Source organism: Streptomyces sp. NPDC020983 (genome assembly GCF_044333485.1).
Taxonomy (GTDB): Bacteria; Actinomycetota; Actinomycetes; order Streptomycetales; family Streptomycetaceae; genus Actinacidiphila.
Genome location: NZ_JBIRRA010000010.1, coordinates 18,389 through 33,249, shown reverse-complemented (window position 1 = coordinate 33,249; position 14,861 = coordinate 18,389). Strand labels below are relative to the sequence as shown.

The 14,861-nt window shown below is 75.1% G+C and carries 13 protein-coding genes; 7 read left to right on the top strand and 6 right to left on the bottom strand.

The features are described 5' to 3' along the window. Position 1: 1 nt before the first annotated feature. A complete protein-coding gene (locus ACH4SE_RS22935) occupies positions 2–3,391 on the bottom strand; it encodes a BTAD domain-containing putative transcriptional regulator (RefSeq protein ID WP_398545294.1) in 3,390 nt (1,129 codons plus the stop codon). 169 nt (positions 3,392–3,560) lie between these two features. On the opposite strand from ACH4SE_RS22935, the gene ACH4SE_RS22930 reads away from it, so the two are divergent. Further along, complete coding sequence (locus tag ACH4SE_RS22930; RefSeq protein WP_398545293.1) at positions 3,561–4,346, top strand: site-2 protease family protein; 786 nt, start codon at positions 3,561–3,563, stop codon at positions 4,344–4,346. A 24-nt stretch (positions 4,347–4,370) separates the two neighbouring features. Here ACH4SE_RS22930 and ACH4SE_RS22925 read toward each other — a convergent pair whose 3' ends face one another. Further along, the gene (locus ACH4SE_RS22925; protein WP_398545292.1) at positions 4,371–4,565 is read right to left on the bottom strand and encodes a hypothetical protein; all 195 of its coding nucleotides are present in this window, start codon (positions 4,563–4,565) and stop codon (positions 4,371–4,373) included. Between the two features lie 127 nt (positions 4,566–4,692). On the opposite strand from ACH4SE_RS22925, the gene ACH4SE_RS22920 reads away from it, so the two are divergent. Together ACH4SE_RS22920 and ACH4SE_RS22915 are read left to right on the top strand one after the other, a co-directional pair. Then, positions 4,693–6,402 carry an FUSC family protein gene (locus tag ACH4SE_RS22920; RefSeq protein WP_398545291.1) on the top strand — a complete coding sequence of 570 codons (1,710 nt, stop codon included), beginning with the start codon at positions 4,693–4,695 and terminating at the stop codon, positions 6,400–6,402. Continuing rightward, the gene (locus tag ACH4SE_RS22915; RefSeq protein WP_398545290.1) at positions 6,399–6,902 is read left to right on the top strand and encodes a MarR family winged helix-turn-helix transcriptional regulator; all 504 of its coding nucleotides are present in this window, start codon (positions 6,399–6,401) and stop codon (positions 6,900–6,902) included. Before ACH4SE_RS22920 ends, ACH4SE_RS22915 begins: the two co-directional genes overlap by 4 nt. 141 nt (positions 6,903–7,043) lie before the next feature. Here the strand turns inward: ACH4SE_RS22915 and npdG are convergent, their stop codons facing one another. Both npdG and ddaH read right to left on the bottom strand, forming a co-directional pair. Then, positions 7,044–7,766, bottom strand: a complete 723-nt coding sequence (gene npdG, locus ACH4SE_RS22910) for an NADPH-dependent F420 reductase (protein ID WP_398545289.1) — start codon at positions 7,764–7,766, stop codon at positions 7,044–7,046. An 80-nt stretch (positions 7,767–7,846) separates the two neighbouring features. Further along, positions 7,847–8,680, bottom strand: a complete 834-nt coding sequence (ddaH, locus tag ACH4SE_RS22905; protein WP_398545288.1) for a dimethylargininase — start codon at positions 8,678–8,680, stop codon at positions 7,847–7,849. A 423-nt stretch (positions 8,681–9,103) separates the two neighbouring features. Here ddaH and ACH4SE_RS22900 point away from each other — a divergent pair, with 423 nt between their 5' ends. Further along, on the top strand, positions 9,104–9,820 hold the full coding sequence (locus tag ACH4SE_RS22900; protein ID WP_398545287.1) for a bifunctional DNA primase/polymerase: 717 nt from the start codon (positions 9,104–9,106) through the stop codon (positions 9,818–9,820). Positions 9,821–9,841: 21 nt separating this feature from the next. Here the strand turns inward: ACH4SE_RS22900 and ACH4SE_RS22895 are convergent, their stop codons facing one another. Continuing rightward, positions 9,842–10,810 carry a hypothetical protein gene (locus ACH4SE_RS22895; RefSeq protein WP_398545286.1) on the bottom strand — a complete coding sequence of 323 codons (969 nt, stop codon included), beginning with the start codon at positions 10,808–10,810 and terminating at the stop codon, positions 9,842–9,844. A gap of 97 nt (positions 10,811–10,907) precedes the next feature. Next, on the bottom strand, positions 10,908–11,768 hold the full coding sequence (map, locus tag ACH4SE_RS22890) for a type I methionyl aminopeptidase (RefSeq protein ID WP_398545285.1): 861 nt from the start codon (positions 11,766–11,768) through the stop codon (positions 10,908–10,910). A gap of 87 nt (positions 11,769–11,855) precedes the next feature. On the opposite strand from map, the gene ACH4SE_RS22885 reads away from it, so the two are divergent. The 3 genes from ACH4SE_RS22885 to ACH4SE_RS22875 all read left to right on the top strand — a co-directional run bounded on the left by ACH4SE_RS22885 (position 11,856) and on the right by ACH4SE_RS22875 (position 14,821). After that, entirely contained in the window at positions 11,856–12,068 is a 213-nt protein-coding gene (locus ACH4SE_RS22885; RefSeq protein ID WP_398545284.1) for a hypothetical protein, read from the top strand. Positions 12,069–12,176: 108 nt separating this feature from the next. Beyond that, positions 12,177–13,709 (top strand): phytoene desaturase family protein, encoded by a 1,533-nt coding sequence (locus ACH4SE_RS22880; protein WP_398545283.1) that lies wholly within the window; start codon positions 12,177–12,179, stop codon positions 13,707–13,709. Then, on the top strand, positions 13,706–14,821 hold the full coding sequence (locus ACH4SE_RS22875) for a magnesium and cobalt transport protein CorA (protein ID WP_398545282.1): 1,116 nt from the start codon (positions 13,706–13,708) through the stop codon (positions 14,819–14,821). Before ACH4SE_RS22880 ends, ACH4SE_RS22875 begins: the two co-directional genes overlap by 4 nt. Positions 14,822–14,861: the final 40 nt, after the last annotated feature.

Sequence of the window (14,861 nt, the reverse complement as noted above, 5' to 3'; positions counted from 1 at the left end):
TTCAGCCGGCCGGCTCCGCCACGTCGCTCATCAGGGCGACGGCCTCGTCCACCCCGAGGCCGTCGCCCTCGGCGTACGCGGCGGCGTACCGCTGCGGGCCGAGCAGCACGAGCAGCCGTTCGGTGGTGGCGGTCACGCGCAGGGCCTCGGCGGGCGGCAGCACGGTGGGGCGCAGCCGGCGGTGGGCGTTGAGCAGGGCCGCTGCGCGGGTGGCGCGGCGGTCGGCGAGGCCGCCGGCCGGCACGCGGGCCGGCCCCGGCTCCGGCTCGGCGAGCACCGAGAGGAGCTCGGCCGCGCCGGGGGCGAGGATCATGCCGATCCGCGGGGTGATGACATGGGCGATCGGATGGTCGGAGAGCACCTTGAGGCCGTCGCGGATGAGGCCGAGGCCTTCGCGCGGGTCACCGAGCAGGCCGACGAGGTAGCCCTTCATCGCCACCAGCATGCCGACGATGAAGCCGGGCTGGCCGGTGGTGTGCCGGCTGTCGTGCCGCGTCTCCTCGATGAGCTCCAGCGCCTCCGCGGGCCTGCCGATGTGCGTGAGGGCGCCCGCGAGCAGCACCCGGCCGTAGAAGCGGGCGCCGTCCTGTTCGGCGCCGTACTCGGAGGCCTCCTCGACGCCGCGCCGCAGGATCTCCATGCCCTCGTCGATCCGGCCCGTGTTGACCAGGGCGTCGCCCAGCCGGACGGTGAGGACGGGAACGTGCTGCTCGGAGCCGATCTTGTGGGCGAGCGCGATGCCCTTGCGGCAGCACTCGGCGGCGTGCGCCCATTCCCCGGCGTTGCCGGCCGCCTCCGCCTCGGCCGACAGCGTCTCGGCCATGCCCCACTCGTCGCCGAGCCGCTCGAAGATCCGCCGGCTCTCGGCGATGTCGCGGATCGAACCCTCGACGTACTCGCTGACGTCGTTGTTGACCTTGGCGCGCAGCTGGAGCGAGAAGGCCAGCTCCCAGTCCCGGTGGTGGCGGCGGCAGGACTCCACCGTCTCGTCCATCAGGACGCGCAGCCGGTCGAAGTCGCCGGTGAAGAAGGCCGCGTAGGGGCGCAGCAGGCCCGGGAAGCGGGCGGACTGCGGCAGGTGGGGCGGGTACTCGGCGATCATCCGCTCGCCGAGCCGGGCGACGTCCGGCATCGTCCACCACTCCGTGTCGCCCTCGGAGGCGGCCATCTGCACCACCCGCACCCAGCGCCGGGCCTCGACGCGCTGCTGCTCGCCGAGCGGCGGCGGGTCGTCCAGCGGGCCGCGCTCGACCGGCTCCAGGTACGGCCGCGCGTCGAACGGGTCCGGGCCCATCGCGGCGACCAGGCCGGGCCAGTGGCGGCGCTCGGACGTGTAGTTGCGCACCTCCCAGAACCAGGAGCAGGCCAGGACGAGGACGAGCGCCTCGTCCTCGTCGCCGGTGTCGACGGCGCGGCGCAGTGCCGCCCGCAGGTTCTCGTGCTCGCGCTCCAGCCGCTCGAACCAGACCAGCTGGCCGGCCCCGCGCATCTTCGGGTAGGCGGTACGGGCCAGCTCCCGGAAGTGGGTGAGGTGCCGGCCGGCGACGGCCTCCCGCTCGCCGGACTCGTCCAGCCGCTCGCCGGCGTATTCGGCGATCGTCTCCAGCATGCGGTAGCGCTCGCTGCCGCCGGTGAACTCGGCGAGGACGAGGGACTTGTCGACGAGGGAGGCGAGGAGGGGCGCCGCGTCGCCGGCGTCGATGCGCGTCCCCCCGGGGGCGGGGGTGCCGGGCGGCGGGTCGGCGCAGACGGCCTCGGCCGCCTCCAGCGTCCAGCCGCCGCGGAAGACGGCGAGGCGGCGCAGGAGGGTGCGCTCGGCCGGGTCGAGCAGGTCCCAGGACCAGTCGACGACCGCGCGCAGCGTCTGCTGGCGCGGCAGCAGCGTACGGCTGCCGCCGGTGAGCAGCCGGAAGCGGTCGTCCAGCCGGTCGGCGAGGCCGCGCGGCGACATGCCGCGCAGCCGGGCCGCGGCCAGCTCGATCGCCAGCGGCAGCCCGTCCAGCCGGCGGCACAGCTCCGCGCACGCGAGCGGGTCGTCGTCGACGGAGAAGCCGGGGCGGGCCGCGGCGCCGCGGTCGGCGAGCAGCCGCAGTGCGGTCGGGTCCGGCAGCGGGTCCAGCGGGCGGACGAGCTCTCCCGGCACGCCGAGCGGTTCGCGGCTCGTCGCGAGCACGGCCAGGCCCGGGCACTCCGCGAGCAGCCGCTCGGTGAGGGTGGCGGCCGCGTCGATGACGTGCTCGCAGTTGTCGAGCACGAGGAGCAGCTCGCGGCCCGCGAGGAGGTCGGTGAGGCGGCGCACCGGATCCTTCGTCTTGTTCTCGACCGCCGCCATCGCCTCGCTGGTCAGGCCGTGCAGCTGGGTGTCGCGCAGCCCGAGCGAGCTGATCACGGCCTCGGGGAGGCTGCGCGGGTCGCTGACGGGGGCGAGCTCGGCGTACCAGACGCCGTCCGGCCAGCGGTCGGCGACGAGGTCGCCGGCCTCCTGCGACAGCCGGGTCTTGCCGGTGCCGCCGGGGCCGGTCAGCGTCACGAGCCGGGCGCGGGCCAGGTCGTCGGCGACGGCGCCGAGTTCCGCCTCGCGGCCGACGAAGCTCGTGAGCCGCGCGCGGGAGTTGCCCTGGCGGGCGGGCCGCCGCCGCTCGGCCGCGGGCCGCGGTGCCGGTACGGCCCCGGGGCTCAGCAGCTCCGCGTGCAGGGCCCGCAGCTCGGGACTGGGGTCGGCGCCGAGCTGGTCGGCGAGGGCGCGCCGCACTCCCTCGTACGCCGCGAGCGCGTCCGCGGTGCGGCCCGCGGCGCGCAGGGCGCGGATGTGCAGGGCGTGCAGCGGCTCGTCCAGCGGGTGGTCGGCGGCCAGCCCCGCGAGTTCCGGCAGCACGCCCGCCGCCCGGCCCAGCTGGACCTCCGCCGCGAGCCGCAGCCGCCGGGCGTCCAGCCGCAGCGCCTCGGCCCGCACCGCCGCGCTGCCCCGGTCGGGCAGGTCGGCGAGGGCGGGGCCGCGCCACAGGGCGAGGGCGTCCGCGAGCAGGCCCGCGGCCTTGACGGCGTCGCCGTCCGCCAGGGCGCGGGACCCCTCGTCCGCGAGCCGCTCGAAGCGGAAGAGGTCGACGTCGTCCTTGTCCGCGACGAGGCGGTAGCCGCCCTCGGCGGAGTCGACGGCGTCGTGCCCGATCGCCCTGCGCAGCCGCCCCACGAGGGCCTGGAGCGCGCCGTTCGCCGCGGCGGGCGGCTCGCCGTCCCAGACGTCCTCGATCAGCGCGTCCGTCCCCACGACGCGGCCGGGCCGCAGCGCCAGCGCCGTCAGCAGTGCCCGGAGCCGCCCCCCGGCGAGCGGGCCCACTGCCTCGCCGCCGTCCCCCCACGCCTCGGCGCCCCCGAGAATCCCGTATCGCACTCCCCCATTCTTGCGGACGCCCCGCGGGGGCCGGCCCCGCAGGCCGCGCCTCCGTGCCGGGCGGGGCGCCCCGGTGGGGGCGGGCGCGGTGCTCCCGGCGGGCTCCGGCATGCGATGATGCACGCCACGCCGGGGCGGCCTGAGCCCCGGGAAGGGGAAAGGCCCGATCATGAGCGTCACACCCATTCGTCAGGCCCGCGGGAGCGGGGACCGGTGGGTGAGCCCGGTGTTCCTGGGGATCGCCGCCGTCATGGGGGTGTCCGGCTGGGCCCTGTGGACGGACTTCGCCTCGGACCCGGGCTTCGCCGTCTTCCTCTTCGTCGTGTCCGGCTGGGTGGTCTCGCTGTGCCTGCACGAGTACGCCCACGCCCGCACCGCCCTGCACAGCGGTGACATCAGCATCGGGGCGAAGGGCTATCTGACCCTCAACCCGCTGAAGTACGTGAACGCCGGGCTGTCGATCGTCCTGCCGGTGATCTTCGTGATCCTGGGCGGCATCGGCCTGCCGGGCGGCGCGGTCTTCATCGAGCGGGGCCGGATCCGGGGCCGCTGGAAGCACACCGCGATCTCGGCGGCGGGCCCGCTCGCGAACATCCTCTTCGCCCTCGTGCTCATGCTGCCGTTCACCACGGGGCTGGCCGACGGCTGGCCGCTGGTCTTCTGCTACGCGCTCGGCTTCCTGGCGTTCTTGCAGGTCAGCGCGGCTTTTCTGAACCTGCTGCCGGTGCCGGGACTGGACGGCTACGGCATCTGGGAGCCCTGGCTGTCGTACAACGTCCGCCGCCAGGCGGAGGCCTTCGCGCCCTTCGGCCTGCTCGCGACCTTCGGCGTGCTCTACATCCCGGCGGTCAACGACAAGTTCTTCGAGGGCGTCTACCACGTCCTGGAGTGGTTCGACGTGCCGCCGCTGCTGGCCGCGTACGGCCACTACTACTTCCAGTTCTGGAAGCACTGAGCCCGGCGGCCCCGGGCGGCGGGCTCAGCCCTCGTCGGGGCCGGCGGCTCCGGCCGCGGTGAGCCGCGCCTTGCGGTGGTAGTACCACCACATGTTGCTGGAGACCCCGGCGACGAGCACCCACGCGATGCCGATCCAGTTGCCCTTCACGAAGGACACGACGGCGGCGGCTACGGCGAGCACGCACACCACGAGGGCGTAGACGGCGAGGCGGGGCATGGGCGTACGGCTCCTGTCCTGAGCGGCGCGGGGTGGCGTCGCGCCCATTGTCCCCCACCGCGGGCGGCGGGCCGTCCGTGCCCGGCGCTCATCTTTTACGAGTAAAACACCTGTTAAGCTTGTGGGCATGCCCCGCACGTCCGCCTCCCCCGCGCGTCCCCGTCTCCCCCGCCTCCCGCTGTCCGGCCTGCTGCGGCTCGGCGTGCCGTCCGAGACGTGGTTCAAGCCCGCGCTGAGCGTCGTCGTGTCCGTCGCGCCGCCCAATCTGCTGCTGCTCGCGCTCGGGCGGCTCGACCTGGCCCTTTACACCATGGCCGGGTCGCTGTGCGCCCTCTACGCGCACAACCGGCCGTACGCCGCCCGCGCCCGCGTGCTCGGCTGGGTCGTGCTCGGGATGCTCACGGGCCTCGCGGCCGCGCTCGTGACGGCGTCGCTGACCGGCAGCGCGGTGGTGCTGGTGACGGTCGGCGCGCTGCTGGCCGCCGGCCAGAAGGCGGTGTGCGACGCGACCCGGATCGGGCCCCCGGGCCACGTGATCTTCACCTTCATCAGCTCGGCGGCGCTCTTCGCGCCGCAGCAGCCGGGGCAGGTCCCGGCGCACGTGGGGCTGGCGGCGCTCGCGGGCCTGTGGTCGTGGGCCGTCGGCATGGCGCCCGGCCTCGTCCGGCCGTACGGCCCGGAGCGCCGGGCCACCGCCCACGCGCTGCGCGCCACCGCCGGGCACGCGCAGTCCCGCGACGCCGCCGCCCGTACGGCCGCGGCCGCAGCCCTGCACGCCGCCTGGCAGACCCTCGCCGCCTCCGGCCGCCGCTCCACCGCGCGCGCCCCCCTCGCCCGGCTGCTGAGCCACGCGGAGGCCGCCCTCGCCTCCCCCGCCGACGCGGACCCCGCCCGCCTGCGGACGTGGGCGGCGGCGCTGCGCGGCAACGGCGCCCTCCCGGCGCCGGGGGGCGCGGCCCCCGCACGGGCGGGGCGGCGGCTGCCGCGGACGCACACGGCCGAAGGCCGCGTACGGCGCGCGGTGCGGGCACCCGGAAACGCCCCGGGCCGCGCCGGCCGGGCCCGGGCCCTCGGCGCGCTCGTACGGGAACGGCTCGCCGGGGTCGCACCCCTCGCCGTGCGGACGGCGGTCGGGTGCGCGCTCGCCGGGTACGCGTCACTCGCGCTCGGGGTCGGACGGCCGTACTGGGCGCTCGTCACCGCCGCCTCGCTCTACCAGGCGAACGTGACGCTCACCTGGAACCGCGGGGTCCAGCGCGTGGTGGGCAACCTGCTCGGCGTCCTCTTCTTCGCCGCACTGGCACCGCTCAGCCGTGTCAGCCAGCTGGCGCTCGTGCTGTGCTGCGTCGCCCTCAACTTCGGCGCCGAGGCCCTCATCACCCGCAACTACTGGCTCGGCAGCGTGTGCGTCACGCCCATGGCGCTGCTCGTCACCGACTTCGCCCGCTACCAGGAGCCCGGCGCGCTCATGGCCGACCGCGTGCTCGACACCGTCGTCGGGGCGCTCGTCGGCTTCGCCGCGGCCGTGGCCGTCACCAACCGGCGGGCCGGCGAGCGTATCGAGCACGCGCTCGCCGCCGTCCACCGCGCCCGGGAGCACTCCGCCGGGCTGCTCGCCGCGCCCGAGCCCGACCCGCACGCCCTCACCGCCGCGCACCGCGACCTCACCGGCGCGCTCGTCGCCCTGCGCACCGCGGCCGACACCGCCGCCGGCGAGTGGTGGCAGCGCGACCTCCCGCAGGAGCGGGTGCTGCACGCCGAGCAGGCCGGGCACCGTACCCTCGCGGTGGCGATACGGCGGCAGGCGCCGCGGCCCGCGGAGGACGTACACGTATGACGGCAGACGACACGGTGGCCGGGGTCGTACGGCAGTGGTACGCCGTACGGCCCGACCTCGACACCGCGCCCATGGAGATCATCGGGCGCGTCAACCGCTGCGCCGCCCTGCTCCAGCAGGCGGAGGACGCGCCGCTGCGGCGCGCCGGGCTCACCCGGCCCGAGTTCGACGTCCTCGGCACGCTGCGCCGCACCGGCCACGAGCTCACACCGGGCGAGCTGGCCCGGGAGACCTTCTCCTCCGGGGCGGCCGTCACCAAGCGCCTCAAGTCCCTCACCGAGCGCGGCCTCGTCGAGCGCCGCCCCGACACCCGCGACCGCCGGGTGGCCCTCGTCCGCCTCACCGGCGCCGGGCGCGACCTCGTGGACGGGCTGCTGCCGGAACAGCTGTCGTACGAGGCCGCGGTGCTGGCCGGTGTCGCCGGGGACGCGCGGGAGGAGCTGGCGGCACGGCTGAGCGAACTGCTCGTCCAGCTGGAGGGGCGGCTCGGCCGGCCGTAGGGCCTGCCCTGCGCGGTGAGCCGTCCACCGGCCGGCGGTGCCACCGGGCCTGGGGCGGACTGTCGTCCTGGGCGGAGCACCGGGCGCGCGCGGGCGGGCCGTTCGGGGCCGGGCACCCGCCGCGCCCCCCGGTGCCGCCGGTCAGACGTCCGTCAGGCGCAGGCCCGCGTGCGCCTTGTAGCGGCGGTTGGTGGAGATGAGGTTGGCCACCAGGGACTCGACCTGGTGGGCGTTGCGGAGGCGGCCCGCGAAGACGCCGCGCATACCGGGGATGCGGGCGGCGAGGGCCTGGACCGTGTCCGTGTCGGCGCGGGAGTCGCCGAGGACCATGACGTCGGTGTCGATGGACTCGACCTCCGGGTTCTGGAGCAGCACCGCGGACAGGTGGTGGAAGGCCGCGGTGACGCGGGAGTCCGGGAGCAGGGCCGCGGCCTGCTGGGCCGCGCTGCCCTCCTCGGGGACGAGCGCGTACGCGCCCTGCTTGTCGAAGCCCAGCGGGTTGACGCAGTCGACCACGAGCTTGCCGGCGAGTTCGTCGCGCAGGGCCTCCAGGGTCTTGGCGTGGCCCTCCCACGGCACCGCCACGATCACGATGTCGCTGCGCCGCGCGCACTCCGCGTTCTCCGCGCCCGCGACGCCGTAGCCGAGTTCGTCGGCGGCGACCGTCGCGCGGTCCGCGCTGCGCGAGCCGATGATCACCCGCTGGCCGGACCTGGCGAGCCGGTACGCGAGGCCGCGGCCCTGGTCCCCGGTGCCGCCGAGCACTCCGACGACCAGGCCCGAGACGTCGGGCAGCGCCCAGGGGTCCTTCGCGGGGGCCTTGGGACGGGCGGCGGCGGTGTTGCTGTCGTCAGCGTTAGTCATGACGGCGATCCTGCCAGGTGGCCCCCGGCGCGGGGTGCTCCGGGGGCCAGCGTGCCGCCCGGACGGCGGCCGGTGGCGGGTCAGGCCGCCGCCGGGGCCGGGCGCAGCTCCATCGTGCAGCACTTCACGCTGCCGCCGGCCTTGCGGAGCTCGCTCATGTCGACGCCCACCGGGGCGAAGCCGCGGCGGCGCAGGGCCGCGGCGAGCCCGCCCGCCTCGCGCGGGAGGAGGACGTTGCGGCCGTCGCTCACCGCGTTGAGGCCGAGGACGGCGGCGTCCTCGGCGGTGGCGAGGAGGGCGTCCGGGAAGAGGCGGGCGAGGACGGCCCGCGAGCCGGGCGAGAAGGCGCCGGGGTAGTACATGATCTCGTCGGCGGTGTCGTCGAGGACGGCGAGCGCGGTGTCGAGGTGGTAGTAGCGCGGGTCGGTCAGCTCCAGGCTGATCACCGGGCGGCCGAAGAACTCCTGCGCTTCGTCGTGCGCGAGCGGGCTGCTGCGGAAGCCCTGGCCGGCGAGCAGCCAGCCGGAGGTGACGGCGAAGTCGCCCTCCGCCTCGTTGACGTGCTCGGGCTCGCGTATGCCGGCGAAGCCCGCGGCGCGCTCGCGGAACCACGCGAGGTGCGCGGGCGCCTCGCCCGCGCGCTCGGGGTTGGCGAAGCGCGCGCCGAGCACACGCCCGTCGACGACGGTCGCGCCGTTCGCGGCGAACACCATGTCCGGCAGGCCCGGTACCGGTTCGAGTGTCTCCACGGTGTGGCCGAGGCCGCGGTAGCGGTCGCGCAGGTCCTCCCACTGGAAGAGGGCGAGCGCGGGGTCGACGGGCTTGCGGGGGTCCATCCACGGGTTGATGGAGTACGCGACCCTGAAGTGCACGGGTGGGCACATCAGGTAGCGGCGGGGCGTGGGTGTGCGCAATGCGGGCTCCTCGGGGTGTGAGTTCCCTGTAGGGGCCGGGCCGGTGGGCCCGCGCCCCTGGCAGGATTGTGCGCCCGATCCGGACGGCGGGAGCCATGTCGTCCGCACGCGGCGGCAGTTGGCGCGGGGGCCCGCTCACCCCTCACCGGGCGGACGCCTCCGGGCGCCGCTTCCGCGCCCCGCCGGGGGCGCGGCCGGCCCGCCGCCGGGGAGCCTGGGGGCGGGCGGACCGGGAGGCGGGCCGGTACCGCCGGGGCGGCCCCCGGCCGCCGGTTTGCCGACGTCGTGTCGGAAAAAATCGCCGGTGGAAGTGGCGGGAACACGATGACCCCGGGTGGGTGTTCAATCCCGGCAAGAGGGAGGATGTCCTCCACCAGCCGCGTACCGTGGACACTGCGGGACGGGGGCGAGGGAAGGAGCTCGATGGCAGGCAAAGGCAGGTTGTCCGGGTGGGTGCGCCGCCGCGCGGAGGGCGCCTCGGGCGCCGCCGGGGCCGATGTGCCCGACCTCCGCCGCGACCAGCTGGTCAGGGCCGCCACCGCCGCCGGATTCCCCGTCGTGCCCGCCGCCCACCCCGCGAACTACGGATGTTCGTGCGAGCGCATCGGCTGTCCCATCCCCGGCGTCCACCCGGTCTCCCCCGCCTGGCAGACCCAGGCCAGCACCGATCCGGACACCCTGGAGCGCTGGCTCAACCGCGACCCGCAGGCCAATTTCGTCACCGCCACCGGGGTCGGCCACGACGTCCTGGACGTACCCGCCGAGGCGGGCCGGCTCGCCATCGAGCGGCTGATCGCGGACGGCGCCACGCTCGGTCCCGCCGCCCTCGCCGGCGACCGGCTGCTGTTCTTCACCGCGACCCGCGGCAACCCCGCCGACGAGGACGAGTGGTGGCCCTGCGAGCTGGACTGCCATCCCGAGACCCGCGACGAGCACCCCGGCATCCGCTGGCACTCGCGCGGCAGCTACGTCCTGCTGCCGCCCTCCCGGCTGCCCTCCGGCGAGACCGTCGAATGGCTCCCCGGACACGGCCTGGACCTGCCGCTGCCCGACCCGCTGCCCGTCCTCGACGTCCTCGCGGACGCGTGCGCGCAGTTCTCGTACGAGCCGGAGCGCGAGCCCGCGACCTGGCTGCGCTGAGCGCCCCGCCGGGGGCCCGGGCTACTCGCCCTTCGCGGAGACCAGGCCCACCACGCGGCTGAGGAAGGTCACCTTGCCGCCGCCGCCCGCCTTCGGCACCGCGACCAGCTCGTCGGCGAGCGTCGACCGGGTGATCGACGTGCGCGGGGTGCCGGTCGTCAGCGCCCTGGTGTTCTCGTCGAGCGAGAGCTTGAAGCCCGCCCGGAAGGTCGAGCGCGACTGGTGGCGGTTGGCGAAGAAGACCACCGCGCCGCCGTCCGCCGTCCGCAGCGCGACGGGGGCGAAGTCGCCGCCGCCGGCCGGCTGGTCGGCGTACTGGGCCACGGAGTTGGCCGTCCTGCTCTGCGCGGCCCGGCCGGAGCGCAGCTGCGAGGTGGAGGGGCCGTCGGCGAAGACGCCGCCCTCGCCGCTGCCGAGGTAGGTGGCGTACGCCTGGCTCACCTGCCCCGGCTGGACCAGCAGGTCCGTCCCGCCCAGGCCCAGGTCGACGGCGTGGCCGTCCTTGTCCTTCGCGAAGTGCGGCATCCGCGCGGTGGCGACGCCCGCGACGTAGACCGCCTTCCACGGCTGCTCCGGGCCCGCGTGCCGGAAGACCAGCAGCCAGCGGTTGCCGCTGCCGCGGTTGGTGGCCACGTCGGCGACGAAGAACTTGGGCCAGCCCACCTGCTTCGGTATGAGGTAGTGGGCGTCGGAGAACACCAGCGGCGTGAAGTCCGGGTTGCCCCCGGGGTGGTTGGTGTGCCGGGCGCGCAGCCCCGCCTCGTCCGTCGCCCCGAGCGCCCCGGCCTCCACGGTGAGGATGTCCTCGGGCGAATACGCCTTGTTCGCGCTGTTGTTGACCGTCAGGAAGTGCGCCACCACGGCGGCGGCCTTCTTCTCCTGCACCGACGGTATGTTCTCGCGCTCGCCGTGCACCGTCATGCACCCGGCCAGCGGCAGCAGGGCGAGCGCGGTGACGGCGGCCCCGGGGCCCACCCTGCGGCGGTTCATGGCGCGTGGCTCCTCGACTCGTGCCCTCGGGCTCCGGCTGAACATGTGCGCGAACGGGCGCGCGACCGCCGCCACATTACCGGCCGCAGGCCCGCGGTCACGGCAGGGTCAGGATCTCCGCGCCCTCCGCCGTGACGACCAGCGTGTGCTCGAACTGCGCCGTGCGCCTGCGGTCCTTGGTCACGACCGTCCAGCCGTCGTCCCAGATCTCGTACTCGTGCGTGCCGAGCGTCAGCATCGGCTCGATCGTGAAGGTCATGCCCGGCTTGATCACCGTCGTCGCCCGCGGGTCGTCGTAGTGCGGGATGATCAGCCCGGAGTGGAAGGACGTGTTGATGCCGTGGCCGGTGAAGTCCCGCACCACCCCGTAGCCGAAGCGCTTGGCGTAGGACTCGATGACGCGCCCGATCACGTTGATCTGCCGGCCGGGCCGCACCGCCCTGATCGCCCGCGCGAGCGACTCGTGCGTGCGCTCGACGAGCAGCCGGGACTCCTCGTCGACCTCGCCGACCAGGTAGGTGGCGTTGCAGTCGCCGTGCACCCCGTGGACGAACGCCGTCACGTCGATGTTCACGATGTCGCCGTCGCGCAGCACGGTGGAGTCCGGGATGCCGTGGCAGATCACCTCGTTGACCGAGGTGCACACGGACTTGGGGAAACCGCGGTAGCCGAGGTCGGACGGGTACGCGCCCTGCCCGACCATGTACTCGTGCGCGATCGCGTCCAGCTCGTCCGTGGTCACCCCGGGGGCCACCGCCGCGGCCGCGGCCGCCATCGCCTGGGCGGCGATGCGCGAGGCGATCCGCATCCGGCCGACCGTCTCCTCGTCCTGCACCTCCGGCCCGGTGTACGGCGCCGGCGCCGGCTTGCCCACGTACTCCGGACGCGGGATCGACGCGGGTACCTGCCGGGTGGGCGAGAGCTTGCCGGGAACGAGCGGCGACGACTGACCAGACATGCTGGGGAGTGTATCGGCGCGCATGATGGGGCTGTGCGCCGCAGGGCTGGGTAGGTGGTCCCCGGTGGGTCGAGCGAGGAGGAGCTGATGGCGGTCTTCCGGACGAAGAAGCCGGCCGGCAAGCCGGGCGAGTGGTTCTACTGCCTGGACCACAAACAGGCGGAGGAGGGGCCGCAGTGCCCGTCGAAGAACCGCTTCGGCCCGTATCCCTCGCGGGAGGCGGCGGAGCACGCGATGCAGCAGGCCGCGGAGCGGAATCTGGAGTGGGACACCGATCCGCGGTGGTCGGACAAGTCCTGACCGCCGCGGGGGCCCGCGCTCCCGGGTGCCCGCCGCGCCGCCCCGCGGGAGGCCGACACGTGCGGCCGCGGGGGGCCACGGGCCCCGCGGCGAGCCTATGGTGCCGTGATGGAGTATGACGTCGTCGTGGTCGGCGGTGGGCACAACGGCCTCACCGCCGCAGCGTATCTCGCCCGCGCAGGGCGCACCGTGCTGGTGGTGGAGCGGCTGGAGCACGTGGGGGGCGCGGCGGTGTCGAGCCGCGTCTTCGCCGGGGTCGACGCGCGGCTCTCGCGCTACTCGTACCTCGTGAGCCTGCTGCCGCGGAAGATCGTCAGGGATCTGGGGCTGGACTTCCGCGTCCGGCGCCGCCGGATCTCCTCGTACACGCCGTACGGCAGCGGTGGGCTGCTGGTGGACGCGGAGGACCCGGCGCGGACGCGGGAGGGGTTCGCGCGGCTCACGGGGTCGGACCGGGAGTACGCGGCGTGGGAGGCGTTCTACGGGATGACGCGGAAGGTCGCGGAGGCGGTCTTCCCGACCCTGACGGAACCGCTGCCGGCGCGGGAGGAGCTGGAGCGGCGGGTGGGCGACACGGCGGCGTGGGGCGCGCTGTTCGAGCGGCCGCTCGGGGAGGTCGTCGAGGAGGCGTTCGCGGACGACACCGTGCGGGGTGTGGTGCTGACCGACGCGCTGATCGGGACGTTCAGCCATGCGCACGACCCGTCGCTGAAGCAGAACCGCTGCTTCCTCTACCACGTCATCGGCGGCGGCACCGGCGACTGGGACGTGCCGGTGGGCGGCATGGGCGCCTTCACGGACGCGCTCGCGGCCGCGGCCCGGGCGGCGGGCGCGCGGCTGCTCACGCGCACGGAGGTGACGCGTATCGAGAGCGACGGGGCCAGGGCGGAGGTGACCTTCGCCGACGGCGGCACCGTCCAGGCCCGTGACGTGCTGGTCAACGCCTCCCCCCACGCGCTCGCGGCCCTGCTCGGGCAGGAGCCCGCGGCGCCGGCCCCGGAGGGGGCGCAGCTCAAGGTCAACATGCTGCTGCGCCGCCTGCCGCGGCTGCGGGACACCGCGGTGGACCCGCGGGACGCGTTCGCCGGGACCTTCCACGTCGCGGAGGGCTACCGCGCGCTCCAGGCCGCGTACGAGCAGGCGGCCGGCGGGCGGGTGCCGGACGCGCCGCCGTCCGAGATCTACTGCCACAGCCTGACCGACCCGTCGGTCCTCGCCCCCGGGCTGGCCGGGCAGGGCGTGCACACCCTGACCCTCTTCGGCCTGCACGCCCCCGCGCGGCTCTTCGCCGGGGACCCGGAAGGCACGAAGGCGGAGCTGGTGCGGGCGACGCTGGCGCAGCTCGACGCCGTCCTCGGGGAGCCGCTCGCGGACTGCCTCGCGCAGGACGCGGACGGCCGCCCCTGCGTCGAGGCGAAGACGCCCCTGGACCTGGAGCGCGAGGTGGGCCTGCCCGGCGGGCACATCTTCCACCGCGACCTGTCCTGGCCGTACGCCGTGACGGAGACCACAGGGCGGTGGGGCGTGGGCACCCCGTGTGCCAACCTCTACCTTTGCGGCGCGGGCGCGGTCCGCGGCGGCGGGGTCAGCGGGGTCCCCGGGCACAACGCGGCGATGGCGGTACTGGAGAAGGCACGATGAAGCAGCACAGGTCCGAGGCGGCGCCGGCCGCGCGCAAGACCGGCCGGCAGTGGCGGCACGGCGGGCACTGGCACAGCCTGGAGGGCGCCGAGGCCGTGCCCGAGCAGCGCCGCTGCACCGCGGACGTCGTGGTGGACTGCGCCGTCTACGAGGACGGCTGCCGGGCCGCCTCCCTGCCGCCGCAGCAGGCGCTGGAGGAGGCCCGCAAGCGCGGCGGCTTCGCCTGGATAGGGCTGCACGAGCCGGAGGCCGAGCACATCGCGGAGATCGCCGAGGTCTTCGGGCTGCACCCGCTGGCGGTCGAGGACGCGGTGAAGGCCCACCAGCGGCCCAAGCTGGAGCGCTACGGCGACACGCTCTTCCTGGTCCTCAAGACCATCGTCTTCGTCGAGCACGAGAAGCTGACCGCCACCAGCGAGGTCGTCGACACCGGCGAGGTGATGGTGTTCATGGGCCAGGACTTCGTGGTGGTCGTCCGGCACGGCAGCGCCCCCGGCCTCTCCCGTGTCCGCCGCGCCCTGGAGGCCCGCCCGGACATGCTCGCGCACGGCCCCGCGGCCGTCCTGCACGCCATCACCGACCAGGTCACCGACGACTACCTCGACGTCGCCGACGCGGTCGAACTGGACGTCGAGACCCTGGAGACGGACGTCTTCTCGTCCGTCCGCGTCGACGACGCCGAGCGCATCTACCAGCTCAAGCGCGAGATGATCGAGTTCAAGCACGCCGTCCTGCCGCTCGCCCGCCCGCTGGAACGCCTCACCGAGGGCGCGGACGGCCTCCTGGACACGGAGATGCGCCGCTACTTCCGCGACGTCTCCGACCACCTCTCCCACGTCCGCGAGCGCCTCGTCGCCAACAGCGAACTCCTCGACGGCCTCCTGTCCGCCAACCTCAGCCAGCTCGCCGTCCAGCAGAACGTCGACATGCGCCGCATCTCCGCGGGAGCCGCCATCCTGGCCATCCCGACGATGATCGCCGGCTTCTACGGCATGAACTTCGAGCACATGCCCGAGCTGCGGTGGACCTTCGGCTACCCCCTGATGCTCGGGGTGACCCTGGTCCTTTCCGCCGTCGTCTTCCGCGTCTTCCGCCGCATCGGCTGGCTCTGAGCCGGCGGCCGCGCGATTCCCGCCGGGCAGACGGGATGTG

Bases quoted from the DNA above. Each gene is read 5' to 3' on its own strand.
- map (WP_398545285.1), bottom strand. From the start codon at position 11,768: ATGTCTGGTCAGTCGTCGCCGCTCGTTCCCGGCAAGCTCTCGCCCACC.
- ACH4SE_RS22900 (WP_398545287.1), top strand. From the start codon at position 9,104: ATGGCAGGCAAAGGCAGGTTGTCCGGGTGGGTGCGCCGCCGCGCGGAG.
- ACH4SE_RS22930 (WP_398545293.1), top strand. From the start codon at position 3,561: ATGAGCGTCACACCCATTCGTCAGGCCCGCGGGAGCGGGGACCGGTGG.
- npdG (WP_398545289.1), bottom strand. From the start codon at position 7,766: ATGACTAACGCTGACGACAGCAACACCGCCGCCGCCCGTCCCAAGGCC.
- ACH4SE_RS22885 (WP_398545284.1), top strand. From the start codon at position 11,856: ATGGCGGTCTTCCGGACGAAGAAGCCGGCCGGCAAGCCGGGCGAGTGG.
- ACH4SE_RS22925 (WP_398545292.1), bottom strand. From the start codon at position 4,565: ATGCCCCGCCTCGCCGTCTACGCCCTCGTGGTGTGCGTGCTCGCCGTA.
- ACH4SE_RS22875 (WP_398545282.1), top strand. From the start codon at position 13,706: ATGAAGCAGCACAGGTCCGAGGCGGCGCCGGCCGCGCGCAAGACCGGC.
- ACH4SE_RS22915 (WP_398545290.1), top strand. From the start codon at position 6,399: ATGACGGCAGACGACACGGTGGCCGGGGTCGTACGGCAGTGGTACGCC.
- ACH4SE_RS22895 (WP_398545286.1), bottom strand. From the start codon at position 10,810: ATGAACCGCCGCAGGGTGGGCCCCGGGGCCGCCGTCACCGCGCTCGCC.
- ACH4SE_RS22880 (WP_398545283.1), top strand. From the start codon at position 12,177: ATGGAGTATGACGTCGTCGTGGTCGGCGGTGGGCACAACGGCCTCACC.
- ACH4SE_RS22920 (WP_398545291.1), top strand. From the start codon at position 4,693: ATGCCCCGCACGTCCGCCTCCCCCGCGCGTCCCCGTCTCCCCCGCCTC.